Here is a 20,600-nt window from a genome sequence, read left to right on the forward strand (position 1 = left end):
ATACGAACACGGGGTTAGAATCGGTAGTGCCCAGAGATGCGTGACAGATTGATGTTATAATAGGGATCCGCCCGCAGACGCGCCCCCCAGCGTGCCTGCATCACGGCCGTCTCGCGTTCGAATCGGATCAGCTTCTCGGGCGTATCCTCGGGTCCGCGACTCTTCGACTCGTGGTGGACGAGGGTGGCGAAGGGCGTCCAGACGATCCGGTAGCCCGCCTCGCGCACGCGCAGGCATAGATCGACGTCGTTGAAGGCGACCTTCAGGTCCTCCGCGTCGAAGCCGCCGACGGCGGCGAACACGTCGGCGCGCATCGCCAGGCACGCGCCGGTGACGGCCGAGGCCTCGTGCGCGACCGTCATCCGCCCGAAATAGCCCGGCGCGTCGCCGTCGACCCCGAGATGGCTGTGGCCAGCGACCCCGCCGATCCCGAGGATGACGCCGCCATGCTGCACCGTCCCGTCCGGGTAGAGGAGCTTGGCGCCGACCGCGCCGACATCAGGCACCAAGGCGATCGAGACGAGCTCGCGCAGCCAGCCCGGTTCGACCACCTCGACGTCGTTGTTCAGGAACAGCAGCACGGAGCCGGTCGCCGCCGCCGCCCCACGGTTCGACAGGTCAGAGAAATTGAACGCGCCAGGCACCGCCACCACACGCAGGCGCGGGTCGTCGCGATATTCCGCGAACAGGGCGCGGGTCTCGGGCTCGCGGCTGTCGTTGTCGACGACGACGACCTCGATCGTCGGGTAATCGGTCCGACCGAACAGGCCGTCGAGGGTCACGCGGAGCAGTTCGGCGCGGTCGCGCGTCGGGATGATCACCGAGACGCGCGGCGCCGGATCGGGGATCGGGCGCACCAGCCGGTTGAATCCGGCGGGACCGCGCTCGGCCCTGCCGCCCCAGGGGGCGACGATCTCGTCCAGCGCCCGCAGGCGGGCCGCCTCGGTACGGGCGCTCGCCCGGTCCGAGAACGTGCCCGAGCCGCTCGCAGCGCGCCAATGATAGAGCACCGCCGGAATGTGCCGGATGCGGGCGGGGTCGAGCCGATCGGTCAGACGCAGCAACAGGTCGTGGTCTTGGCTGCCTTCGAATCCCGGGCGCAGGCCGCCGACCGCCCGGAAGGCCTCGGTGCGCACCACGGTGAGGTGATTGATGTAATTCTGCGCGTAGAGCAGCTCGCGGTCGAAGTCTGCCTTGAAGTGCGGATCGAACCGGTTGCCGCGGCGGTCGACCTTGTCCTCGTCGCTGTAGATCAGCACCAGATCGGGATTGGCGCGGATCGCCCGCGCCACCTCGTAGAGGGCGTGCGCGGGCAGCGCGTCGTCATGATCCAGGAAGGCGCAGAACGTGCCCCGCGCCGCCGCCGCCGCGTCGTTGGTCGCGCGGGCGATGTGTCCGTTCTCAACCCGGCGCGCGACGCGGATACGGGGGTCGGCGGCTGCGAAGCGCGCGAGCAGCTGCGGGATCCGCGGATCGGTCGAGGCGTCGTCGACGACGCAGAGTTCCCAATACGGATAAAGTTGGGCCTGGACCGAGCGCAGCGCCGTTCGCAGGACCTTCGGCGCCGGGTCGTGGACCGGCATCAGCACCGAGATCAACGGCGGCGCCTCCCAGGCGGCGACCTCCGCCGCGATCCGGCGGCGCTCGGCCGCGTCCAGGGTGTCGGCTCGCCGGATCCAGGCGGCGTAGCCGCCCTCGCTCCGGTGCCGCAGCGCCCGGTCGAGGAAGCTGCGCCCGCGCACCCGTTTGCCGAGGCTGCGCCAATAAACCGCCCGCACCGCAAGCCCGGGGGCCCGGGAAAAGGCTCTCGCCACCAAGGCCGGACGGGTGCGGCGGCGGATCGTGATCCGGCTCGGATGCGGAGGCCTGCCGCCGGCGAGGTTCGCGACGCGGAGGGCGCGGATCGTCGCCGGGACCTGACCGGTCCAGGCGGAGACGCCGGCGCCGACGGCCTCGTGCGCGACCGGAACGCCGAACCGAGCCTCGTCGCTGACGACAAGACTCATCAGCGGGTGGGCCTCGCGCGGCGCGGCGGGGTTGTCGTGCAGCGTGATCGTAACCCAGGCTCCGCCGAGCCCAAGGCCGGCGAGGTCGAGGCGAAGCCCGTCCGCGTCGCGGTGGACGACGAGCGTCCGATTCGCTCCAACGCCGACGAGGACAGCCTCGATATCCACCACGTCAGTGATTCCAGCTCTTGGCGAGGGACATCAGCACCGCGTCCGACATGGCGATGTCGAAGACCAGCATGTCGGCGACCGCCTTCACGGCGCGGAGGCGCTCGGCCAGGGCCAGAGCCTCGTCGGAGATCGGAACGGGCGCCGGCAGGGGCAGACCGCCCTCCAGTCCGATCTGGTCGAACAGGGTGGAGGCGAAAGCGTCGAAGTAGGTCCGGTGTCCGACGATCCCGAGGCGCGCGAGGATTTCGATCGCGACGATGGAATTACCGGGATGGAGCCGGTCGTCGGGTAGCCGCGTGCCGAGCTGCCGCGACAGCGGGTTGTAGAGGAGGTGGTAGGCCTGCTCCGGCAGCATCCGGAAAAAGCGCTTCAGGCTCTTTTGATCCGTGTAGTCGTAGTCGTCGACGAATAGGGCTGCCTCGGCATAGCGATCGACGCGCCAACCGGCATCGTCCTCGGCCACCACCTTGGAACGCGCCTTCAGCCACAGCATCCGCGTGGCCATCTCCACATGCGGATCGTGGACCAGGATCGCCGACAGCATGCGATCCGGCGGGAAATACTGCTCATAGCGCGGCACCACGAGCGCGCCGGCGATAAGGCGGGAGGTCGGAGTCTCGTTTCCGAGGACGCTGGTCACGATCTCGTCGGAGAGCTTGTGGATGCCGAAATGGGATTGCTGGAAATACGGGAACAGCGCGTTCTGCAGGCCGACTTCGGGATGGATGCCGGTGTTGATCAGAAGCACCCGGCGATCGATCAGGCCCTCGCGCGGGACGCGGCGATAGACCAGCACGTTGGTGTCGGCGTCGTAGAGCTCAAGGACCGGTATCGCCGCCAGGCCCGGCACTTCGGATTCCCGCAACACGAACACGCATTGCCCGGTGGAGTGCCAACCGCTGCGCTGGAACGCGGGCTCGGTGATCGTGGCGGAGACTTCCGCGACCCGCTGCCCCTCGACGGACACCACGACCCGGCTGACCGCCAGGGGGTTGTCCGGGACAATCCAGCCATGGATCACGTCGCCGTTGTCGTAATCGATGAAGAACCGCATGTCCCGTCGCTGCAGCGCCCGTCGCCCGGGCCCGATCCCGGGCGACCTCTAGCGCCGACCGAGACCGCGCCATAACCCATTTCGAAGAGCGTTGCAGTGGGCAACGACGGGTCGCCCGGACTGCGGCGAAACCGGACGACCAAATCCAGCGTGCGTTTCGTCCGTTCCGGCTTGCGCCCCCGGACGGCGAAGGCTATAGCCCCCCACACCGAAGCCAAACGGCTTCGGCGGGGGCGCGTAGCTCAGCGGGAGAGCACTTCCTTGACATGGAAGGGGTCACAGGTTCGATCCCTGTCGCGCCCACCATTCCACTCGCGGAATGATCGATGATCGAAGCAAGGGCTCCGCAGGGGGCCCTTTTTTCTTGGCCGCAACAGGTCAGCGTGCGACCGGCGCCACGCCTGGGGTTCGAGCACCCGAGGTGTGCCTCTAATGTCTCCATCCGACCTTGGGCCGATTCTGCCGGCAAGCCCGCGCAAGTCGCATGCGCCCAGATCAGCCCCACGCGGACGGCGAATCGGGGACGTGGTCGCGCCGGGCGAACCGGCGCGACCTGCGTCGCGCGATCAATCGTCGTCTTCGTCCTCGACGTCGACGAGATCGGTGGTGTCGTCGTCCTCGTCGTCCACCACGAGGGTGTCGTCGTCGGCGGTCTCGCCGTCGGCATCCGGCTCGATGACGTCGTCGCCCTCGGTGTCCGTATCCGTGTCCTTCTCGGTCTCCTCGGCCTCGACCTCGTCGAGGGAGACCAGTTCCGGACCGGCGGCGTCGGCCTCGTCTTCGTCGGCGACGGGTTCCTTGCGGGCGGCGATCGGCGCGGACCGGCTCGCGAAGGGGGTGAGGGCGGCGGTCGGGACGACCTCGCCGGAATAGGGGGAAACCACCGGATCACGACCGAGGTCGTAGAACTTCCTGCCGGTCGTCGGGCAGATCCGTTTGGTACCGAGTTCGGGACGAGCCACGTGCGCCTTCCTGTGTCAGTGCGATCAAGACCCGTGATGTCGTGGGTTTTCGCGCGGTGTCAATTCATCTCGCTCGGCGCACGCATGGCGGACCTGCAGCGAAGACCGGAAAAGGACCGCCGGAACGCTGTCGCCGGCCCGCTCGTTCGATCTTCACAGCAACGGAGATCCACGCTCATGAAGTTCGCACTCCTCGCCGGCCTGCTCGCCCTCGGCGCCCTCAGCCAGTCCGCCCCGGCCGAGGCCAAGGGCTGCATCAAGGGCGCCATCGTCGGCGGCGTCGCCGGCCACATGGCGGGCCACGGCAAGATGGGCGCTGCCGCCGGCTGCGCCGTCGGGCATCACAACGCCAACAAGAAGGACAAGCAGCGCTAAGCACCGCAGCCGCCGTTGCCTCGCCTCGCCGGCTCTCGGGCCTGCGGGGCGTCGCCCGGACATGCGTTTCCGCTCCGCCGAGAGGGCAGGGCGCTCAATCCGAGGCTGAGGAAAGGTGGGTCCCGGGGCCGAAGCCCCGGGTTCTGTTTCGACGGTTACCCTACCGCAAGATGCTTACGCCGCGAGGCGGGCATCCATGACAACGTTATCGTTGGCATTTAGGATTTGGTCAGGTGCCCGAAACGGGGGTTGCCCGCGTCGAACCGGTCGAGTCCCTACCGACAGTCGCATCGTACCTCACCGAAGTGAAGCTGAACTCGCGATCCCTTTACCGCCCAGTCGAACCTATTTCGCCCCCATCAGAAACGCAGCGCCGCTGCGTTCGTGGTGGAGGCGCCGGAGTACTGCCCTCCGGGTCCTGAAACGTTATTACGAACCGGTCATCAACCGCAGGTCTCATATAGACGATCGACGGCCGGAAATCCAGATCCGTCGTGCGGCGCTCAGGGGATCGGCCGCCTTAACCGTTCGCTCACCCCGATGCGCGACGAGCCCGCCGTGGCTTCTCACGAACAGGGTTCTCGGATGACCGACACCATTGGAATCGCCGGCGACCGCATCCGCTCCATCGTCGAGCGGATCGAGCAGGTGGACGAGGAGATCAAGGCGCTGACGGAGGCGAAGAAGGAAATCTTCGCCGAGGCGAAGGGCGAAGGCCTCGACGTGAAGATCCTCAAGGAGATCATCCGCCTGCGCAAGCTCGACCAGGATGCCCGCGACGAGCACGAGACGCTGCTCGACGTCTACATGCGGGCGATGGACGCACCCGCGCCGAAGCCCGAGGCGATCGCTGCTTGATCGCGGCAGGGGCTCAGAAGGGGCCTCCAAGCGTACGAGATCGCACGCGACGCGGGTCTTCCCTTCCTCTGCGGATGAGGGATGACCCGCCGTCACATGTCAGGCGCCACTCAGCACCTTCTCCGCGCTACGCAAGCTCAGGGCCATGATCGTCAGCGCGGGGTTCGCCGCGAGCGAACTCGGGAAGGTCGAGCCGTCGCAGACCCACAGGTTCGGGACCTCGAACGACTTCCCGAACGCATCGACCACCGCGTGGTCGCCGTCATGGCCCATGCGGCAGGTGCCGATGGTGTGGGCGACGCGGTCGAGCACCCAGATGTCGCGGGCGCCGGCCTGGGTCCACAGGTCGATCATCAGCTTCGTGGCGTGGGCGTTCAGGCGCGTCTCGTTGGGGCCGTAGCCGAAATCGATCGCGGCCTTGCCCATGCCGAGGGCGTCGGCCTCGTCCGAGAGCGTCAGCCGGTTGGCGTCGCAGGGCAGGGTCTCGCCGTTGATGCCGATGCCGGCCACGTGGTTGTAGTTTGCGAGGTAGTCGCCGAGCGCCTTGCCCCAAAGCTTGCGCCCGCGCGCCACCGAGTTGGCGAAGGTCAGCGGCGCGACGCCGAGGCTCTGGACGAGGTAGCCGCCGGCGAAGTCGGCGTCCTTCGGGCGGATCATGTCCTCGGTGATCAGCGAGGACGGGTAGCCCTTGTTCGGCCGCGTCTCGGCATCGAACGTGCCCCAGACCTGCGTCGCGACATGGCCCATGTAGTTGCGCCCGACCTGCCCGCTGCCGTTGGCCAGTCCCGTATGCAGCAGCAGCCGCGCGGTCTCGACGGAGCCGGCGCAGAGGAACACCTGCGCGCAACGCTGCTTGTGGTCGACGCCGCCCTGCCGGTAGATCACCGCTGTGATCCGGCCCTCGCGGTCACGCTCGAACCCGTGCGCGCGGGCCTCCGGCCGGATCTCGGCGCCATGCGCCACCGCCAGCGGCAGGTAGGTCACGTCCATGCTGGTTTTGGCGCCGTTGCGGCAGCCCTGATGGCAATAGCCGCAATTGATGCAGGCCGATCGCACCGCGCCGCCTTCCTGCGGGAAGTCGCGCGAGACGACGGCCGCGGGCGCGTCCGTGGCGCGGATGCCCATGCCGGCGCAGGCCTCGGCCATGATCTGCGCGGAAGCGTTGCGGGGCACGGGGGCCAGGGGGTAGCGCCGGCTCGCGTCCCACGGATAGCTCTGCGGGCCGGAGACGCCGATGAAGGCCTCGACGCGCTCGTAGAACGGCAGCAGCTCGTCGTAGTTCACCGGCCAGTCGATGCCCTCTCCGGTCTCGGTGTGGATCATCAGGTCGCGCTGGTCGGCACGCGGGCAGAACGCGCCCCAGTGGAGGGTCGAGCCGCCGACGCCGGTGCCGCTGTTGTTGCCGCCGAAGGCTTCCGGCGTCGAACCGCCGCTAAGGCGCTCGTCCGTCCAGTATATTTCGTCGGCGAGGGTCTCGTCGAAGGCGAAGGCCTGCGGATCGAAGTTCGGGCCGGCCTCCAGGGCGACCACGCGCGAACCGGCGGCGGCCAGGCGCGCCATCAGCGGCGCACCGCCGGCGCCGGTGCCGATCACCACCGCGTCGACCACCTCGTCGGTGGAATAGCGCCTAATCGTATCGAGGTTCATCGTGCATCCCCACCCTGCGCGACGGGCTCCCAGCCCTCGCGCTCGCCCAAACCGACCTTCGTGAATCCCACCGGCCGCGGCCCGTCGCCGCCCGCGCCGATGCCGGAAAAGCCGATCCAGGCGAGCGCCACCGGATGGGCGAGCCATGTCCGCACCACGTCCGACCGCAGGTCCTCGAACCAGAAGGCCAGCTGCTCCGGATCGAAGCCACCGGCCGGACCGCCCGAAAGGGTCTTGGCCTCGATCGCCTCGAGCAGGTCGTCCTGTGCCGCGCCGTCCAGCGCAACGAAGCGGTGTCCCCCCGCCTGCGCCGCGGCGTCGAGGCTGCGCAGGGCGGCGCGATAGGCGGAGGCGTCCGGCGGCAACGCGGAGAAGCGCCAGCCGTCGCCGGCGCCGCCCGCGAGCCGCGCGTCGATGCGGGCGGCGAGATCGATCCCGGCGGCCTGCGGCAGCACCCGGGCGACGACGGCCCGCAGGATCGCGAGTTCCACCGCGTCGAGGGCCTGCGGGCGATAGGCGGGATCGTCCGGCGCGGCGCGCTCGTGCAAGGCCGTGCGCAGGCGGCCGTTGACCCGCTCGGAGGCGATCAGGTCGCGATACGCCGCGTTGATCTTCGGCGCTTCAGGCTCTTCCGTGTGCGGCGCGACGACGTGGCCGCGAATCAAGTCGGCGACCGCATCCGGCCGCTCGATCGGCAGCAGGTGGCCGGCGCCGTCGAGGGTGACTAGGCGGGCCGAACCGAAATGCGGCGCCATCAGCGCGGTTTGCGCCTCCGGTCCGAGGTCGCCGTCCTCGCCACCGGCGAGGATGAGGGCGGGGGTGCGCAGGACGCCGACGCGCTCGCACCAATCCTCGCGGCTTCCGCCCGCGAGCCAGGCGCGCCAGGCCGCCGGCTCGGCGCGCAGCACGTCGGCGATTGCGGCGTCGGCCCGGTCGGCGGGGAGGGGCGCGCCGACATTCGACGCGACGAAGGCCTCGGCCTCCGACTGCCGAGTCCCGGCGTCGGCGCCGATCCAGGCGATCATCGCCGCGCGACGCTCTTCCTCCATCGGCTCGGGGCTCGGCGGCGAGCCGGCGAGCAGGACGAGGCCGGAGAGCCCTTCGAGCCCCGCCTCGCCATCCTCGGCACGACGCGCCAGGGCGAGGGCCACCTTCGCGCCCATGCTGTGCCCGGCGATGAGCCAGCGTCCCGGCCGCGCGGCGCGGACCTTTGCCGCGACGTGGTCGGCCATCGCCGCCACGTCGTAGCCGGTCACGTCCGCGGCGTCGCCGAAGCCGGGCAAGTCGATCGGCACGCAAACGACATCCGCCCCGAGGCGTTCGGCCGTCGGCGCCCATTCCCGCGCACTGCCCCCGAGGAAGTGCAGGCAGAACAGGGTCGGCGGCGCAGTCGCGGCCGCGGTGGGTAAGTTCAAGATCATCGCAGCGAGATCGCGCGGGACGCGTGGCAATCAAGCGGCCTTAATGCCGCGCTTCGCCCGATGTCGCCCTGCCGCGGTACCGGGTGGCTGCACCTCGGGCCGACCGCCGGAATCGACCCGATCCGCGCGGCACCGTAAGCAGGGAGGTCTGCGATACCAAAGAGTCCGCGATCCGAAAAGGAAGCGAAGTTCGATGATCCCGACCCTCGACCAGGTTCCCGACGGCCTCGCCACCCGCCACGGTCGCTACGCCGACGCGCACATCCGCGCGACCCTGCGGGCCACGGGCACGATCGCCCTCGTCGGTGCCTCGGCCAACCCGGCGCGGCCGAGCTGGATCGTGCTGAAATATTTGCTCGACCGCGGCTACGTGGTGACGCCGGTGAACCCGGGCCTCGCCGGGCAGACGCTGCTCGGGCGCCCGGTGGTCGCATCGCTGGCCGAACTCGGCGAACCGGTCGACATGGTCGAGATCTTCCGCAATTCGGCCGCCGCCGGCGGCCTCGTCGACGAGGCCTTGGCGCTCGACCCGCTGCCGAAGACGATCTGGATGCAGCTGGGCGTGCGCGACGACGCGGCCGCCGCCCGCGCCGAGGCGCGCGGCGTCACGGTCATCATGAACCGCTGCCCCAAGATCGAGTACGGCCGGCTCTCGGGCGAGATCGGCTGGACCGGGGTCAACTCGCGCATCATCAGCGCGAAGAAGCCGGTGCTCGCGGGCAAGGGCGTACAGAAGTTCACCATCGCCCCGCGAGGTGGTGGAATGGATTGAAGCACACCATTCGCGATGGTGCGACGGGACAGGTCCCGGCCTTGCGGTATCTGGATACCACTAGGCTGAACTCCTTCCAGAACATCGCTTTTCGGGTGATGCGGACCTGCGAAACGGCTTGACCTCAGGCGTCGCCCCGTCTATCCACCGGCCAACGCCGCCGCGTCCCCCGACGCGGCGGCGGCTCGTTTTTCGACACACCACCGAGCGCCAACGGAATTCGGCTTATGAAAACCTTTTCGCTGAAGCCCGCCGACGTCGACAAGAAGTGGATCGTGATCGACGCGGAGGGCCTCGTCGTCGGCCGTCTGGCGTCGATCATCGCCCTGCGTCTGCGCGGCAAGCACAAGCCTGCCTACACCCCCCACGTCGATTGCGGTGACAACGTCATCGTCATCAACGCCGACAAGGTGAAGTTCACCGGGCGCAAATACGTCCAGAAGGTGTACTACCACCACACCGGTTTCCCCGGCGGCATCAAGGAGCGGTCGGCCAAGTTCATCCTCGAAGGGCGCTTCCCCGAGCGCGTCGTGGAGAAGGCCGTCGAGCGCATGCTGCCCCGCGGCCCGCTGTTCCGCCAGATCATGGGCAACCTCCGGGTCTACAAGGGCACCAGCCACCCGCACGAGGCCCAGCAGCCGCAGACGTTCGACGTCGGCGTCCTCAACCGCAAGAACGTGAGCGCTTAAGATGGCGACGCTTCAGTCCCTCTCCGACCTCAACCGGTCGAACGCCGGCGGCCTCGAGAACGAGCACGCCGCCCCCGTCCACGTGCAGAAGCTCGACGCCCAGGGCCGCGCCTACGCCACCGGCAAGCGCAAGGACGCGGTCGCCCGCGTCTGGATCCGCCCCGGCACCGGCAAGGTCGTCGTCAACAAGCGCGCCGTCGAGGTGTACTTCGCCCGCCCCGTGCTGCGCATGATCCTGCGCCAGCCGCTCACGGTGGCCAACCGCGTCGACCAGTACGACATCACCGTCACGGTCGCCGGCGGCGGCCTCTCGGGCCAGGCCGGCGCGGTGCGCCACGGCCTCTCGAAGGCGCTGACCTACTACGAGCCGGAACTCCGCGCGCCGCTGAAGCGCGAGGGCTTCCTCACCCGCGACAGCCGCGTGGTCGAGCGCAAGAAGTACGGCCGCAAGAAGGCCCGCCGCAGCTTCCAGTTCTCGAAGCGCTGATCGGCTCATTCGGTCAAAAGAGAAGGCGGCTCCTCGCGGGGCCGCCTTTTTTATTGGTTCGGTCCAATCGCCGACCCGAATCGGTCGAGCTCGCCTTGAGCGGACCGCCCGACAGGTCCCAGCGGGCGCGACTGCCGCGTCAGGCGTGGACAGCCTTCTCCAGCTCCGCCTTGGACATCTTCGAGCGCCCGGGCACCTTCTGCGCCTTGGCCTTCTTCATCAGGTCGGCCTTGGTCTCGCCGGAGGCGGATTTGCGGGCGGCCGCAGCCTTCTTCGCCACGTCCTTCGGCTGCTTCGAGAACTGCTTGCCCTTCGCCGTGTCGCTGCGCTTCTTCTGCGTCGAGCGGTCGTACTGCTCGTCCGAGACGGCCTCGCGCGCCTTCTTCGGCAGGTAGCGTTCCCCGGTCTTGCCGCTTTCCTTGCCGGACTTCGTGTCCCAATCCTCGTCGGTCCACTGCTTCAGGTGGTTGTCGTCGGTCTTCTTGCCGGCGTAGCCGCCGCCGGCCTTCTTGTATTCCTGCGTCGCGAGCTGGGCCTTGCGGGCCGACCACTGGCCGGCCTTTCCACCCTTCTCGCTCTTCGTGACCTTGTCCTTGGTCTTCTCCCAAAGCTTGGGATCGGTCTTTTTCGCGGTCTCGGACATCGTCTTTCACCCATCGTCGTCGATTTTGCCGACAACGGGGGCACGCCCACCGCGTTCCGGCAGCAGCGCGATGGCTTGTTGATGGCGCCCGGCATTGACAGGCCGGCACGCACCGGCCACCTCCCGCACCGCGACACGACGTCCCGGCGGCGGCCGGCTTCGAGGGTGCGACGAGCGATGGCGGGCGAGACCAAAAAGCCGACGGTGTTCATCGATGGCGAGGCCGGCACGACAGGGCTCGGCATCCGGGAGCGCCTTGAGCGCGACGGCAAGGTGGTGCTCCGCAGCATCGCGCATGCCGACCGCAAGGATTCGAGCGTGAAGCGGGCGCTGCTCGCCGAGGTCGACCTCGTGGTGCTCTGCCTGCCGGACGACGCGGCCCGCGAGACGGTGGCGCTCTGCGACGCGCTGCCCGGCGGCGGTCCCCGCGTGCTCGATGCCAGCACCGCCCACCGGATCGCCGGCGGCTGGACCTACGGCTTCGCCGAGATGGCCCCCGGGCAGGCGGAGGCGATCGCCGCCTCGCGGCGGGTCGCCAACCCCGGCTGCTATCCCACCGGCGCGATCGCGCTGCTGCGGCCGCTGGTCGAGGGCGGCCTGATTCCGGCCGACACCTTCGTCAGCATCAACGCGGTCAGCGGCTACAGCGGCGGCGGCAAGAGCATGATCGAATCCTACAAGGCCGGCTCCGCCGCGCCGTTCCTGCTCTACGGCCTCGGATTCGCGCACAAGCACCTGCCGGAGACGCAGACCTATTCCCGGCTCACCGCCCGGCCGATCTTCATCCCCTCCGTCGGCGCGTTCCGGCAGGGCATGCTGGTGTCGATCCCGCTCCATCTCGACGCGCTGCCGGGCCGCCCGTCGGCGGGCGACCTCGAGGACGCCCTCGTGCGCTGGTACGCGGGGCAGCCCCTGGTGCAGGTCGTGCCCGGCGCGACCACCGGCGCCCACAAGGAACAGATCGAGCCGGAGGCGCTCAACGACACCGATCGCCTGGAGCTGCGGGTGTTCGGCTCGGCCGAGCACCGGCAGGCGGTGCTGGTCGCCCGCCTCGACAACCTCGGCAAGGGCGCCTCGGGCGCGGCCGTGCAGAACATCGGCCTGATGCTCGGGCTCGGCGCCTGACCCGCGCCGTCCGCCCGACGCATCGACCGCGCCGCCCGCGAACGATCGGGCGGCTGCGACCAGGAGATCGAACCGCATGACCGAGACGCGCCCACCGCTGCCGCCGTTCGATGCCGGGTCCGCGGCCAAGAAGGCGCGCGGCGCCGAGGACGCCTGGAACACCCGCGACCCCGAGCGGGTGTCGCTGGCCTACACGCCCGACAGCTGGTGGCGGAACCGCTCCGAGTTCCTGGTCGGGCGCCCGGCGATCGTCGCCTTCCTGACCGGCAAGTGGGAGCGCGAACGGGAGTACCGCCTGATCAAGGAGGTCTGGGCCTTCCACGAGAACCGGATCGCGGCGCGCTTCGCCTACGAGTGGCACGACGCGGACGGGCATTGGTTCCGCTCCCACGGCAACGAGCAGTGGGAATTCACCGAGTCCGGCCTGATGCGCCGCCGCGAGGCCAGCATCAACGACGTCGCCATCGCCGCCTCGGAGCGCAAGTTCCACTGGCCGCAAGGGCCGCGACCCGCCGACCATCCGGGCCTCTCGGAGCTGGGCCTGTGATGGCGCTTCGCGGTTCGCCAAGCTTCCTGTAGAGACCTGCGCGTCGCGAAGCCGGCGCGAGAGGATGCCGATGACCGAACTGCCGAACGTGCACGTCCGCGCCGAAGTCCTGTCCCAGGCACTGCCCCACATGCAGCGCTACGACCAGGAGATCGTGGTCATCAAGTATGGCGGGCACGCCATGGGCGACGCCTCCGCGGCCGAAGACTTCGCCGAGGACATCGTGCTGCTCGAGCAATCGGGCGTGAAACCGATCGTCGTCCACGGGGGCGGCCCGCAGATCGGCCGGATGCTCGAGCGGCTCGGCATCCAGTCTGAGTTCCGCGGCGGCCTCCGTGTCACCGACGAGGCCACCGTCGAGGTGGTCGAGATGGTCCTGGCCGGCTCGATCAACAAGCAGATCGTCGGCTGGATCTCGGCCGAGGGCGGCCGGGCGATCGGCCTGTGCGGCAAGGACGGCAACATGGTCCGCGCCAAGCGCGCGACCAAGACCGTGATGGACCCCGAGAGCCGGGAGATGCAGACGGTCGACCTCGGCCTCGTCGGCGAGCCCGAGCACGTCGAGCGCGGCGTGCTCGACGCGGTGCTGAAAGCCGAGCTGATCCCGGTGCTGGCCCCCGTGGCCTACGGGGCCGACGGCAAGACCTACAACGTCAACGCCGACACCTTCTCGGGCGCCATCGCCGGGGCGCTCCGTGCCAAGCGCCTGCTGCTCCTCACCGACGTGCCGGGCGTGCTCGACAAGGACAAGAACCTGATCCCGGAGCTGACGGTCGAGGATTGCCGGCGGCTCATCGCCGACGGCACCATCACCGGCGGCATGATCCCGAAGATCGAGACCTGCATGTACGCGATCGATCAGGGCGTCGAGGCGGTCGTGATCCTCGACGGCAAGGTCAACCACGCCGTGCTGCTGGAACTCTTCACCGATTACGGCGCCGGCACCCTGATCCGCCGGAGCTGACGGCACAACCCCGCATCGTGCGCGCCCGGATCTTGCTTGGAATCCGGGTGCGCACATCCTGCCTTGCGGTCATCTCGGAGACCGGACATCTCGGACAGAACAATAACCGGCGAGAGCCACGTGACGGCGGACGACGCCCGCGGCTTCGAGGCCGTCGACACCTGGGTGTTCGACCTCGACAACACGCTCTATCCGAGCGACGCGATGGTGTGGCCGCAGGTGGACGAGCGCATCACGCTGTTCGTCATGCAGCTCTACGGCCTCGACGGGCTGTCTGCGCGCGCGCTGCAGAAATACTTCTACCACCGCTACGGTACGACCCTGAAGGCGCTGATGGTGGAGGAGGGCGTCGATCCGCACGCCTTCCTCGACTTCGCGCACGACATCGACCACGCGACGATTCGGCTCGATCCGGCGCTGGGCGACGCGATAGAGCAGCTGCCCGGGCGCAAGCTCATCCTGACGAACGGCTCGCGCAAGCACGCCGAGAACGTCGCGAAAAGCCTCGGCATCCTCGACCACTTCGAGGACGTGTTCGACATCGCCGCCGCCGACTTCGTGCCGAAGCCCGAACGCGCGACCTACGAGCGCTTCCTCGCCCAGCACGCGGTCGACCCACGGCGCGCGGCCCTGTTCGAGGACATCGCCCGCAACCTCGTAGTGCCGCACCAGATGGGCATGGCCACCGTGCTGGTGGTGCCGTCCGCGATCGACCCCTACCGCGAGGCCTTCGAGCAGGAGGCGGTGCGCGAAGCCCATATCGACCACATCACCAACGACCTCGCCGCGTTCCTGCGCCGCTGCGTCCTTCCCGTCGCAAAGGATGCCGCGTGAGCCTCGTCGACGCGCAAGCCCTGAGCGCCGCGAAGGCGCCGAGCCTCGTCGAGATCGAGGATCTGGCGCACGCCACCTTCGCGGCGCTGCCGGCCGCGTTCCAGGCGCTGGCGCGCGACGTCCGCATCGTCGTCGACGACTTCCCCGACGACGAGACGCTGTCCGAGATGCAGTGCGAATCGGAGTTCGACCTGCTCGGCCTGTTCCGCGGCGTCGGCTTGGCACAGGCCGGCGAGACCGTTACGGGCCAGATGCCGAACACGGTCTGGCTCTACCGCCGGCCCCTGCTCGACTACTGGGCCGAGCACGACGAGACGCTCGGCCACCTCGTCGCCCACGTGCTGATCCACGAGATCGGCCACCATGTCGGGCTGTCGGACGCCGACATGGCCGGCATCGAGGCTGCCGCCGACCTTTGAGACCGGACCTCATGGGTCCTGACCCATGAGACGAAGTTCAAGGCGTCGGCGGCTCGCCCAGGGGCGGCAGCTTCAGGCGGCTCACCTTCGGGCGGCGGGTGCGGAACTGGCCGCGCTCGATCGCGACGAAGACGAGGATGGTGATGGCCAGCGTCGTCAGCCACCACACTACCGTCAGGCCGACGCCGATGCAGGCGATGGTGAAGGCAGCGGCGAAGCCCGCCATCGCCCCGGGCACCAGCAGCGGCACGTTGCGGCCGGCGCGGCGGACCGAGGCGTAGAGGGCGTAGGCGGCGGCCAGCGCCCCGACGACGCCGAGCTCGTACCACATGGCGAACAGCGCGGTGCTCGGCGCGTTCACAGGGATCAGCCCGAAGACGCGCCCGCGCAACGCCGTCTCGAATCCGTGGCCGGTGATGAGCCTGACCGGCTCGGTGGTCACGATCCGCTGCCAGCTCTTCAGCGTCAGCACGCCGGGGCTCAGGGGGCCGAACAGGGCGGCGCCGACGGGTCGGGCGAGAAACGGCAGCAGCGGCGCCACCGCGAGCAAGCCGGCGGCGATGCCGGCGGTGAGGCCGACGCCGAGGCGCGGCCGGAAGCTCGTCACCGCAAAGGCCAGCGCCCCGATCGCGAGCGCCGCGATCTGCCCGACATCCGGCGAGACCGCCAGCGCCACGGCCACCACCACGGCGAGGCCGAGCGCCTCCCGGTCGCGGCGACGCGAGCGCAGCCAGGCCACCGCGGGCCAGACCAGCAGGGCGAGGAGGGTGAGGCCGCGGTCGAGGGCGTTGTCGTCGTCCGGGACGCCGCGCATCAGGCTGTCGCCGAACAGACCGAGCATGATGGCGACGATCGCCGCCGCGGTGACACCGAGCGGCAGCAGGTAGAGGTTGGCCGAGCGCATCCGGTCCGGCAGCGCCATGTAGCCGGCCAGCGTCAGCAGGATCGTGGCGACGAGGTTGGCGAACCGTTCGGAGGCGGGGCCGGGGAACGGCGTCCAGACCAGCGACAGCGCCATCCAGGCCAGCACGAGGAGGCCGGCGAGGAAGGCCGGGGCGCGCAGAAGCCGGACGCCGCTGGCGCGCAGCGGCCGTTGGCGGCCGTCGATGGCGCTGGCGAGGATCAGCAGGGCGACGGAGATCGGGGCGAGGATCACGGTCGCGCGCCGCGCCACCTGCGCCACCACCGGAAGGATCACGAACAGCCCGAAGAACCCGACACGGCGCAGGAGCGCGGCCGCATCGAGCGCGGGGTCGATCGTCTGGGTGGATGGGCGCGCCATGGTGCGACTCGGGAACCAGCGTGACGGTTGCGTGTGCCGGAAAGCCCGGCCGCGCCCGTCCTCGATGTCTCGCTTAAGCAAGCCGCGCGCTAGGGGCTGTAGACGCCCGGCCACACAGAGGCGCCGACGTCGCCCGCCGTGATCGCGCCGACGCCCGTTTAAGCCGTCGTGACCGCGGTCCGCGGCAGGCGGCGGACCACGCGGCGGCCGACGTCGGAGAGCACGCGCCAGCCGCCCCAGGCGGCCAGGAAGCCGAGGAGACCGGCGACGATCCCGTCGGTGGTGGTCGGGAGGGCCGGGTCGTAATCGCGGTAGGTGGCGCGGGCGAGCGGAACGTCGGGGTCGCGGATCACGGCGGCCAGCCGCCCGAGGGGGCTCGCCGCGTCCGCCAAAGCCTGCTGCTGCGCCGAGAGCCGTTCCAGCCGCTCGATGTCGTAGCGCGCGGCCTCGCCCCGGCGCGCGACCAGGGTGTCGGGATTGGTGCGCAGGCGATCGACGGCACCTTCGCGGGTGTTGCCGGTGGCCTTGGCGTCCGATTCGAGCGTCGCGACCTCGCGCTTCAGCTCGTCCAGGGCGCCGCCGAGGCGCTGGGCGTATTGCTGGGCGAATTCGGGGCCCTGCGCCGCCAGCCCGCCGCCGAGCAGGCCGAGGGCGAGGCCTAGGGTGCGGAAGACACGGAACACGGGGCATCCTCGTCGTGGTGGTCGTGGCAGAAGAGCACGGTGGCGGCGGCAGTTCCAGAACCCGACCGCAATCAGGCGGGCAGGGTCAGCAGCCCCGCCGCCCCGTCGACGCATCCGAACGCCAGCCGCCCGCCCTTCGCGTCCCAGGCCAACGCCGAAATCCCGCTGCCCTTCACCGCCGGGCGGACCAGCAGTTCGGAGGCGTCGGTGAAGCGCACGAGCAGGATGCAGCCGTCCTCGTAGCCCATGGCCAGCACCAGGGCCTTGGGGTGGAAGGCGACGCGGGAGACGCGGGCCGGGCGCACGCCGCACTCGCGTGGAGCCTTGCCGGTGGGGCCTTCCTTCGAATCGAACGGCCACACGATCGCGGCCTCCGCGCCGCTGGTGGCGAGCCAGTGGCCGTCCGACGACCACGACACCGAGCGCACCTTGGCCGGGTAGCCCGACATCCGCATGTGGCCGCGGTCCGGCTGCAGGCGCCAGCCGTGCAGCGCGTTCTCCTGCATGGTCGAGACGACGAAGCGCCCGTCGGGCGACCACGTCACGTCGATGTGCGAGCCCTTCCACTCGACCATCTCGGCGGGCGTCTCGTGGTTCGGGTACCAGAGCGAGACGCCGTTGTAGTGAGAGGCCGCCAGCCGGTAGCCCTTTGAGGCGAAGGCGAGGCCGCGGGCGGTGGAGGGGGCCGTGAACGTGCGCTCGCGCCCCTTGGCGTCGCGGGCGACCACGGTGCGCCCGGCCGCGTAGGCCACCGACCCGTCGGGATGCAGGGCGAGCGCGTCGATCCAGGCGCCGCCCTTGGCGGTGGCGACCTCGGACAGCGTGCCGTCGGGCCGGAGCGCCACCACGCGCCCGTCGTCGCCGCCGGTGACGAGGCGGTTGCCGTCGCCCACGGCGGCCAGGATGCCGGCCTCGGGATGGGCGGCGAGGCGGCTGGACGTGCCGTCCCGGCTGAGCAGGACGGTGCCGTCGCCGAGGGCCATCCCCAGCGCGTCCTTCAGGAAGTGCGCGGCGACGACGTGGGCGCCGGCCTCGACCGGGGCGACGTGGGTGGTCAGCGAAGCGTTGCTCATCGGGAGACTCGATCAGGACGGGCGCGGGCAGGACAAGGCGAGCGGAACAGGCGTGAAACGGGCTCAGGTGGCGGGCGGCTCGGGCATCATCGTCTGGTGGCGCAGCGCGAAGATCGCGGCGACCAGGGCGAGGAGGCCGGAGACCGCCGCCGGGATGAACAGGGCATAGAGCTCTAGGCGGGCATAGGCCACGGCGCCGCCGAACGCGCCGACGAGGAGCGCGGCCCAGACCGCCCCGTCGCCGACCCAGCCGAAGGGCGGCCCGGTGCGGGTGAGCGCCTGCGCCACCTTCTGCCCGAGGCTGAACAGGGCCCCGGTGACGAAGGTGGTGCCGGCGCGGAACCCCTTCACCTGCGCCAGCACGGCGTTCTGCGAGCCCATCGCCACCGCCATGAAGAACGCGGCGATGCCGAGTTCCGGAATCGCGAGGCCGACCCCGAGGGCTGCCAGGATCAGCAGGGCTTCGTAGCCGAGCACCGCCGGCGTCGCCCAGGGGGAGGGGATCAGGATCGACAGGCCGCTGCCGAGGATCGCGCCGCCGAGGAACCCGCCGATCAGGATCGCCGGCAGCACCACGTGCGCGAAATCCGCATGCCCGAGGAAGACCGAGAGCTGCGTGGTGTTGCCGCTCATGAACGAGGTGTAGAGGCCGCCGAGCCGGACGAAGCCCAGCGCGTCGACGAATCCGGCGAGCGCGGTGAGCACGAGCCCGGTCCCGACCTGCCAGGACCGGTTCACGAAACCCGATCCGGTGCGCGACGCGTCAACCCTTGGTTAACCATTCCCGGCGCCTCGTTCAGGGGCGGGCGAGCAGGGTTAAGGCTTCGCTCACCAAACCTCGGCAATTCGATGCAATCACGGCGAACGCCGGACCGTAGGGCGCCGTTTGTCCTTCGATCCGGCTGCGGGACCTTCGTCCCACGCCGGGTGAGTTGGAGTTGCGTCATGATGTCCTTCGCCTGCGCCGCCTTCGGCCTGCCGAGCTACCTCGACCGCGCGCCGACCACCATCCTGGTGGTCGAGGACGAGCCGTTCGTCTGCGAACTGGCAGCGGAAGCGCTGCTCGACGAGGGCTACCGCGTCCTGACTGCCGCCGACGCCTGGGAGGCCGAGGCGATCCTCGCCCGGGAGACCGTCGACCTGCTCTTCACCGATATCGACCTCGCCCGCAACACGAACGGGATCACGCTGGCCCGGGCCGCGCGGGCGCATTGCCCCTCGCTGCCGGTGGTCTACACCTCCGGCGGCCGCGCCTGCCTCTCGCAGGGCGAGGCGGTCCCCGAATCGGTGTTCGTGCCAAAACCCTACCGTCCGAGCCAGCTCGTCGCGCTGACGAACGACATCCTGCGCAGCCACGCCCACCACGCCTGATCCCGTCCCTCGACGCACGACGCCCGGAACCCTGACGCATGCGCCTCGCTCACGCCGCCCTCCTGATGCTCGCCGCCGGCCTCGCCACGCCGGTCGAAGCCGCCTGCGACGTGAAGGCCGCCAAGATCGAGGAGACGATCGCCCGGAAGAGCGAGCTCCAGGAGGCCGCCAACAAGCAGATGGTGCGCGACCTGCGCACGCTGCGCGACGCGGCGATCGTGCTGGAGAGCTATTCCTACGTCACCGAATGCGAGCGCGTGCTGGAGATCGTGAAAACGCTGGCCGCCGACCCGGAGAAGACGATCGAGAAGGGCGACACCGACGAGGAGAAGGCCGAGAGCCAACAGGAGGCCCGCAAGCCGAAGCCCGCAGTCGAGCCCGCCGCGCCGGCCAAGCCCAAATAAATGTTGCGCGGGTGAGCGCGCCTCACCAGCCGAAGCGGGCGATCCGGGCGAGCTGCGCCTTCCCCGCGGCTTCGTCCCGCCCGAGCAGCGCCACCCGTTCCGACAGGCCGTATGCGGTCGGCGAGAACGGCAGCGACAGGAGCGGGACGCCCTCCGCCCGCGACCGGTTCACCGAGGCGATCAGGCAGGCGATCACCGAGCCGTCCTCCGGCGTGTCGACGCAATCGGCCCGCGGGCTGCCGAACAGCGGCCGGTTCGGAACGCTCAGCAGGATCGTCGTCCCACCGCGCCGGTCGGGTGCCGGCGGCAGGCTGTAGCTGCGCACGAACAGTGCCGGCAGCAGCACGACCAGCGCGAGGACCAAGAGAGCCCTGCGCATGCGCCTAGCCCGGCTCGTCGAAGCGGCTGCGGAAGAACACCTCGCGTCCGGCGCCGTCGATCACCCGCACCGCTTCCGCCGGTCCGACCGAGCGCTGCGGCACGCGGGCCCGGGCGAATAGGCGCAGCGCACGCTCCTGCGCCCCCTCGAGCCCGGCGCTGCGCACCGAGATCCGGGTCTGGACGTCACCCGGCTCGGGGCCGAGGACTTCGATGTGAAAGGTCTCGCGCACACCAGTGCCTCTGCCCTAACTCAATCCGATCGTCCACCGCCGCGAGGGCGCCGCCCGTGAACCCCGTGAAGATCGCCGCCGCGGTCGCCGTCTGCGTTCTGCTGTTCTGGCTCGGCCTGCGCATCACACGCACGATGGTCGACCTCGGCATCCGCGCCGGCCACGCCGAGGCGCGCCGCCGCGAGGAGGAGGAGCGTTGAGG

General features: G+C 70.0%; 25 protein-coding genes, 1 tRNA gene and 1 other RNA gene. 14 read left to right on the forward strand and 13 right to left on the reverse strand.

The features are described 5' to 3' along the window. Positions 1-14: 14 nt before the first annotated feature. A complete protein-coding gene (locus FV229_RS01200; RefSeq protein WP_246688005.1) occupies positions 15-2,168 on the reverse strand; it encodes a glycosyltransferase family 2 protein in 2,154 nt (717 codons plus the stop codon). Between the two features lie 10 nt (positions 2,169-2,178). After that, positions 2,179-3,231 carry a hypothetical protein gene (locus FV229_RS01205; protein WP_147750189.1) on the reverse strand — a complete coding sequence of 351 codons (1,053 nt, stop codon included), beginning with the start codon at positions 3,229-3,231 and terminating at the stop codon, positions 2,179-2,181. A 231-nt stretch (positions 3,232-3,462) separates the two neighbouring features. Between FV229_RS01205 and FV229_RS01210 the strand changes: the two genes are divergently transcribed. Further along, positions 3,463-3,537 (forward strand) — tRNA-Val (locus tag FV229_RS01210). Positions 3,538-3,797: 260 nt separating this feature from the next. Here the strand turns inward: FV229_RS01210 and FV229_RS01215 are convergent. Next, positions 3,798-4,193, reverse strand: coding sequence for a TIGR02300 family protein (locus FV229_RS01215; RefSeq protein ID WP_147750190.1), 396 nt, complete (start codon positions 4,191-4,193; stop codon positions 3,798-3,800). A gap of 177 nt (positions 4,194-4,370) precedes the next feature. On the opposite strand from FV229_RS01215, the gene FV229_RS01220 reads away from it, so the two are divergent. After that, positions 4,371-4,568: a hypothetical protein gene (locus FV229_RS01220; protein WP_147750191.1), complete on the forward strand. Its 198-nt coding sequence runs from the start codon at positions 4,371-4,373 to the stop codon at positions 4,566-4,568. A gap of 132 nt (positions 4,569-4,700) precedes the next feature. Here the strand turns inward: FV229_RS01220 and ssrA are convergent. Continuing rightward, positions 4,701-5,058: a transfer-messenger RNA gene (ssrA, locus tag FV229_RS01225) on the reverse strand. 95 nt (positions 5,059-5,153) lie between these two features. On the opposite strand from ssrA, the gene FV229_RS01230 reads away from it, so the two are divergent. After that, positions 5,154-5,426 (forward strand): DUF2312 domain-containing protein, encoded by a 273-nt coding sequence (locus FV229_RS01230; protein ID WP_147750192.1) that lies wholly within the window; start codon positions 5,154-5,156, stop codon positions 5,424-5,426. Between the two features lie 99 nt (positions 5,427-5,525). Here the strand turns inward: FV229_RS01230 and FV229_RS01235 are convergent, their stop codons facing one another. Together FV229_RS01235 and FV229_RS01240 are read right to left on the reverse strand one after the other, a co-directional pair. After that, a complete protein-coding gene (locus FV229_RS01235) occupies positions 5,526-7,073 on the reverse strand; it encodes a GMC family oxidoreductase (RefSeq protein ID WP_147750193.1) in 1,548 nt (515 codons plus the stop codon). Then, complete coding sequence (locus tag FV229_RS01240; protein ID WP_246687999.1) at positions 7,070-8,488, reverse strand: alpha/beta hydrolase; 1,419 nt, start codon at positions 8,486-8,488, stop codon at positions 7,070-7,072. The genes FV229_RS01235 and FV229_RS01240 overlap by 4 nt, the downstream gene beginning before the upstream one ends. Positions 8,489-8,687: 199 nt before the next feature. On the opposite strand from FV229_RS01240, the gene FV229_RS01245 reads away from it, so the two are divergent. The 3 genes from FV229_RS01245 (at position 8,688) to rpsI (ending at position 10,442) form a co-directional block, all read left to right on the forward strand. Continuing rightward, positions 8,688-9,266 (forward strand): CoA-binding protein, encoded by a 579-nt coding sequence (locus tag FV229_RS01245; protein WP_147750195.1) that lies wholly within the window; start codon positions 8,688-8,690, stop codon positions 9,264-9,266. 227 nt (positions 9,267-9,493) lie between these two features. After that, on the forward strand, positions 9,494-9,955 hold the full coding sequence (gene rplM, locus FV229_RS01250) for a 50S ribosomal protein L13 (protein WP_147750196.1): 462 nt from the start codon (positions 9,494-9,496) through the stop codon (positions 9,953-9,955). A 1-nt stretch (position 9,956) separates the two neighbouring features. Next, complete coding sequence (gene rpsI / locus FV229_RS01255; RefSeq protein ID WP_147750197.1) at positions 9,957-10,442, forward strand: 30S ribosomal protein S9; 486 nt, start codon at positions 9,957-9,959, stop codon at positions 10,440-10,442. Between the two features lie 139 nt (positions 10,443-10,581). On the opposite strand, the gene FV229_RS01260 is transcribed toward rpsI, so the two are convergent. Then, positions 10,582-11,085, reverse strand: a complete 504-nt coding sequence (locus tag FV229_RS01260) for a hypothetical protein (RefSeq protein WP_147750198.1) — start codon at positions 11,083-11,085, stop codon at positions 10,582-10,584. Between the two features lie 177 nt (positions 11,086-11,262). Here FV229_RS01260 and argC point away from each other — a divergent pair, with 177 nt between their 5' ends. The 5 genes from argC (at position 11,263) to FV229_RS01285 (ending at position 14,974) form a co-directional block, all read left to right on the forward strand. Beyond that, a complete protein-coding gene (gene argC / locus FV229_RS01265) occupies positions 11,263-12,210 on the forward strand; it encodes an N-acetyl-gamma-glutamyl-phosphate reductase (RefSeq protein WP_147750199.1) in 948 nt (315 codons plus the stop codon). Between the two features lie 76 nt (positions 12,211-12,286). After that, the gene (locus tag FV229_RS01270; protein ID WP_147750200.1) at positions 12,287-12,757 is read left to right on the forward strand and encodes a nuclear transport factor 2 family protein; all 471 of its coding nucleotides are present in this window, start codon (positions 12,287-12,289) and stop codon (positions 12,755-12,757) included. A 64-nt stretch (positions 12,758-12,821) separates the two neighbouring features. Next, positions 12,822-13,721 carry an acetylglutamate kinase gene (gene argB / locus FV229_RS01275; protein ID WP_187275017.1) on the forward strand — a complete coding sequence of 300 codons (900 nt, stop codon included), beginning with the start codon at positions 12,822-12,824 and terminating at the stop codon, positions 13,719-13,721. Between the two features lie 120 nt (positions 13,722-13,841). After that, the gene (locus tag FV229_RS01280) at positions 13,842-14,555 is read left to right on the forward strand and encodes a pyrimidine 5'-nucleotidase (protein WP_246688000.1); all 714 of its coding nucleotides are present in this window, start codon (positions 13,842-13,844) and stop codon (positions 14,553-14,555) included. Continuing rightward, positions 14,552-14,974, forward strand: coding sequence for a metallopeptidase family protein (locus tag FV229_RS01285; RefSeq protein ID WP_147750202.1), 423 nt, complete (start codon positions 14,552-14,554; stop codon positions 14,972-14,974). Before FV229_RS01280 ends, FV229_RS01285 begins: the two co-directional genes overlap by 4 nt. 37 nt (positions 14,975-15,011) lie before the next feature. Here the strand turns inward: FV229_RS01285 and FV229_RS01290 are convergent, their stop codons facing one another. From FV229_RS01290 to FV229_RS01305, 4 genes are all read right to left on the reverse strand, one after another. After that, positions 15,012-16,256, reverse strand: a complete 1,245-nt coding sequence (locus tag FV229_RS01290) for a peptide ABC transporter permease (RefSeq protein WP_147750203.1) — start codon at positions 16,254-16,256, stop codon at positions 15,012-15,014. A gap of 158 nt (positions 16,257-16,414) precedes the next feature. Continuing rightward, entirely contained in the window at positions 16,415-16,939 is a 525-nt protein-coding gene (locus FV229_RS01295) for a DUF2937 family protein (protein WP_147750204.1), read from the reverse strand. A gap of 71 nt (positions 16,940-17,010) precedes the next feature. Then, the gene (locus FV229_RS01300) at positions 17,011-18,012 is read right to left on the reverse strand and encodes a WD40 repeat domain-containing protein (protein ID WP_147750205.1); all 1,002 of its coding nucleotides are present in this window, start codon (positions 18,010-18,012) and stop codon (positions 17,011-17,013) included. A 63-nt stretch (positions 18,013-18,075) separates the two neighbouring features. Continuing rightward, a complete protein-coding gene (locus tag FV229_RS01305) occupies positions 18,076-18,750 on the reverse strand; it encodes a YoaK family protein (protein WP_147750206.1) in 675 nt (224 codons plus the stop codon). Between the two features lie 207 nt (positions 18,751-18,957). Between FV229_RS01305 and FV229_RS01310 the strand changes: the two genes are divergently transcribed. Together FV229_RS01310 and FV229_RS01315 are read left to right on the forward strand one after the other, a co-directional pair. Continuing rightward, a complete protein-coding gene (locus tag FV229_RS01310; protein ID WP_147750207.1) occupies positions 18,958-19,383 on the forward strand; it encodes a response regulator in 426 nt (141 codons plus the stop codon). A 38-nt stretch (positions 19,384-19,421) separates the two neighbouring features. After that, positions 19,422-19,787: a photosystem reaction center subunit H gene (locus FV229_RS01315; protein WP_147750208.1), complete on the forward strand. Its 366-nt coding sequence runs from the start codon at positions 19,422-19,424 to the stop codon at positions 19,785-19,787. Between the two features lie 22 nt (positions 19,788-19,809). Here the strand turns inward: FV229_RS01315 and FV229_RS01320 are convergent, their stop codons facing one another. Further along, the gene (locus FV229_RS01320; protein WP_147750209.1) at positions 19,810-20,166 is read right to left on the reverse strand and encodes a hypothetical protein; all 357 of its coding nucleotides are present in this window, start codon (positions 20,164-20,166) and stop codon (positions 19,810-19,812) included. Positions 20,167-20,170: 4 nt separating this feature from the next. Continuing rightward, positions 20,171-20,398 (reverse strand): hypothetical protein, encoded by a 228-nt coding sequence (locus FV229_RS01325; protein ID WP_147750210.1) that lies wholly within the window; start codon positions 20,396-20,398, stop codon positions 20,171-20,173. A gap of 56 nt (positions 20,399-20,454) precedes the next feature. On the opposite strand from FV229_RS01325, the gene FV229_RS27160 reads away from it, so the two are divergent. Further along, positions 20,455-20,598, forward strand: coding sequence for a hypothetical protein (locus tag FV229_RS27160; RefSeq protein WP_187275018.1), 144 nt, complete (start codon positions 20,455-20,457; stop codon positions 20,596-20,598). Positions 20,599-20,600: the final 2 nt, after the last annotated feature.

It is taken from the genome of Methylobacterium sp. WL120, assembly GCF_008039465.1.
GTDB classification, from domain to species: Bacteria; Pseudomonadota; Alphaproteobacteria; order Rhizobiales; family Beijerinckiaceae; genus Methylobacterium; species Methylobacterium cerastii.

What these genes read in the sequence shown, in the direction of transcription:
- FV229_RS01205 (WP_147750189.1), bottom strand. Translation starts at nt 3,231, where the DNA reads ATGCGGTTCTTCATCGATTACGACAACGGCGACGTGATCCATGGCTGG.
- FV229_RS01220 (WP_147750191.1), top strand. Translation starts at nt 4,371, where the DNA reads ATGAAGTTCGCACTCCTCGCCGGCCTGCTCGCCCTCGGCGCCCTCAGC.
- FV229_RS01230 (WP_147750192.1), top strand. Translation starts at nt 5,154, where the DNA reads ATGACCGACACCATTGGAATCGCCGGCGACCGCATCCGCTCCATCGTC.
- FV229_RS01235 (WP_147750193.1), bottom strand. Translation starts at nt 7,073, where the DNA reads ATGAACCTCGATACGATTAGGCGCTATTCCACCGACGAGGTGGTCGAC.
- FV229_RS01245 (WP_147750195.1), top strand. Translation starts at nt 8,688, where the DNA reads ATGATCCCGACCCTCGACCAGGTTCCCGACGGCCTCGCCACCCGCCAC.
- rplM (WP_147750196.1), top strand. Translation starts at nt 9,494, where the DNA reads ATGAAAACCTTTTCGCTGAAGCCCGCCGACGTCGACAAGAAGTGGATC.
- rpsI (WP_147750197.1), top strand. Translation starts at nt 9,957, where the DNA reads ATGGCGACGCTTCAGTCCCTCTCCGACCTCAACCGGTCGAACGCCGGC.
- FV229_RS01260 (WP_147750198.1), bottom strand. Translation starts at nt 11,085, where the DNA reads ATGTCCGAGACCGCGAAAAAGACCGATCCCAAGCTTTGGGAGAAGACC.
- argC (WP_147750199.1), top strand. Translation starts at nt 11,263, where the DNA reads ATGGCGGGCGAGACCAAAAAGCCGACGGTGTTCATCGATGGCGAGGCC.
- FV229_RS01270 (WP_147750200.1), top strand. Translation starts at nt 12,287, where the DNA reads ATGACCGAGACGCGCCCACCGCTGCCGCCGTTCGATGCCGGGTCCGCG.
- argB (WP_187275017.1), top strand. Translation starts at nt 12,822, where the DNA reads ATGCCGATGACCGAACTGCCGAACGTGCACGTCCGCGCCGAAGTCCTG.
- FV229_RS01290 (WP_147750203.1), bottom strand. Translation starts at nt 16,256, where the DNA reads ATGGCGCGCCCATCCACCCAGACGATCGACCCCGCGCTCGATGCGGCC.
- FV229_RS01300 (WP_147750205.1), bottom strand. Translation starts at nt 18,012, where the DNA reads ATGAGCAACGCTTCGCTGACCACCCACGTCGCCCCGGTCGAGGCCGGC.
- FV229_RS01310 (WP_147750207.1), top strand. Translation starts at nt 18,958, where the DNA reads ATGATGTCCTTCGCCTGCGCCGCCTTCGGCCTGCCGAGCTACCTCGAC.
- FV229_RS01315 (WP_147750208.1), top strand. Translation starts at nt 19,422, where the DNA reads ATGCGCCTCGCTCACGCCGCCCTCCTGATGCTCGCCGCCGGCCTCGCC.
- FV229_RS01320 (WP_147750209.1), bottom strand. Translation starts at nt 20,166, where the DNA reads ATGCGCAGGGCTCTCTTGGTCCTCGCGCTGGTCGTGCTGCTGCCGGCA.